We start from the raw sequence: 2,049 nt of genomic DNA on the forward strand, positions 1-2,049 counted from the left end.
GCCAGCGACATCAACAATCTGCTCGATGGCATCGGCAACGGCGTTCAGGTGCTGCAGGCCGCCAACACCGGCATCACCTCGCTGCAGAAGCTGGTCGACACCGCCAAGTCGATCGCCAACCAGGCGCTCCAGACCCCGGTCGGTTACTCGACCAAGGCCAACATCACCTCCGGTGCCATCACCCGCAACGGCATCGCGGTTGACGGTTCGGACCTCCGCGGCCTCGGCACCGTGAGTAACGCGGCCGCAGCCCTGGGAGCCGTCGTCAACAAGGGCGCCGGCCCGGGCGGCCTGGCCAGCACCGACACGCTGGCATCGATTGGCACCGCAGGTACCGCCCTGGCCGATGGCGATCAGATCGTTGTCAACGGCAAGACCATCACGTTCAACCTTTCGAACACGACCACGACCCAGACCAGCTCGACCGATGCATCGGGCAACGTGACGTTCTATGTCGGGAACGCCACTGGCACCGCTCCGAAGGTTTCCGATCTGCTCAGCGCGATCGACGCCGCGGCCGGCAACACCGGCACCGGTTCGGTCGCCTCGACCATTACCGGCGCGTCCAAGCTGCAGCTCGAGACCGGCGTCAATTCCGACCTGACGCTTGCCGGCAGCGCTCTCGCCAAGCTCGGTCTGACCGCCGGCACCACCAACCGCACCGGCGACACGCTGACCTTCGCCTCCCTCGGCGGCGGCCAGGCCACCACCATTACCTTCGGCGACGGCACCGGCGGCACGGTCAAGACGCTGAACGACCTCAACACGCTGCTCGCCGGCGACAACCTGTCGGCCTCGATCGACTCCAGCGGCCACCTCACCATCTCCACCAGCAATGATTATGCGTCATATGCATTGCCCACGGTCGGTGGTACGGCGCAGGCCGGTGGTGACGCCAACGGTGTGTTCCAGGCTTCCAAGGGTGCGGTGACGGTTGCCAACCCGATCAAGGATCCAACGTCGCAAGCGACCCGCCAGAGCCTGGTGGCGCAGTACAACGCCATCATGCTGCAGATCAACACCACGGCCCAGGACTCGTCGTTCAACGGCGTCAACCTGATCAATGGCGACTCGCTGAAGCTGGTGTTCAACGAGACCGGCAAGTCGACGCTGACGATCACCGGAGTGACCTTCAACTCCGGCGGCCTCGGCCTTTCGACCCTGGTCCAGGGCTCGGACTTCATCGACAATGCCGCGACCAATCGCGTCCTGACCACGCTCAACTCCGCCAGCAGCACGCTGCGGTCGCAGGCGTCGGCCCTGGGTTCGAACCTGTCGATCGTGCAGATCCGTCAGGACTTCTCCAAGAACCTGATCAACGTGCTGCAGACCGGCTCGTCGAACCTCACGCTGGCCGACACCAACGAGGAAGCGGCCAACAGCCAGGCGCTGTCGACCCGGCAGTCGATCGCGGTCTCCGCGCTGTCGCTCGCCAACCAGTCGCAGCAGAGCGTGCTGCAGCTGCTCCGCTAATAAGCGCAGACATCGCAAGTCAGACACGGCGGCGGGGCTTCGGCCCCGCCGTTTTCTTTTTGGGCCAGCCGATCGAGACGGCGATCGCGCGGCTTTCGAAAAGTAACCGTTGGTTATGGTTAACGGGGAGCAAACGCCACGAAAATCCGAGAGATTCCAGGTGGATCGCCATCGGCCCGGCAGGCCGACCGCCGCCTTATGGTGAACCTGAACTTACGCTCGATGACGGCATTTCACCTTTTGTTAGCCATGTCGACGCACCCTGCCTTCGTCGCTCGATCAAGCATGGTCGAAAATTCTTGCGTACCAGAAAGGTAACAGTATGTCCGACATCGTCCTCTCCGCCTCGGTTCGCCAGAACCTGCTCTCCCTCCAGTCCACGGCCCAACTGCTCGCCACCACGCAAGGGCGTCTGTCGACTGGCAAGAAGGTGAACTCGGCGCTGGATAACCCGACCAACTTCTTCACGGCTTCCTCGCTCGACAACCGCGCCAGCGACATCAACAATCTGCTCGATGGCATCGGCAACGGCGTTCAGGTGCTGCAGGCCGCCAACACCGGCATCACCTCGCTGCA

1 protein-coding gene and 1 pseudogene are annotated in these 2,049 nt (G+C 63.5%); both read left to right on the top strand.

Translation table 11 applies throughout. The features are described from left to right. Positions 1–1,473, top strand: a 1,473-nt coding sequence (locus KGM94_RS25105) for a flagellin (RefSeq protein WP_300265417.1), incomplete at its 5' end; no start/stop codon positions are given. Positions 1,474–1,795: 322 nt separating this feature from the next. Further along, positions 1,796–2,049, top strand: a pseudogene (locus tag KGM94_RS25110) (flagellar protein); the annotation flags it as partial.

It is taken from the genome of Bradyrhizobium sp. (assembly GCF_028868675.1).
In the GTDB taxonomy this organism is placed as follows: Bacteria; Pseudomonadota; Alphaproteobacteria; order Rhizobiales; family Xanthobacteraceae; genus Bradyrhizobium.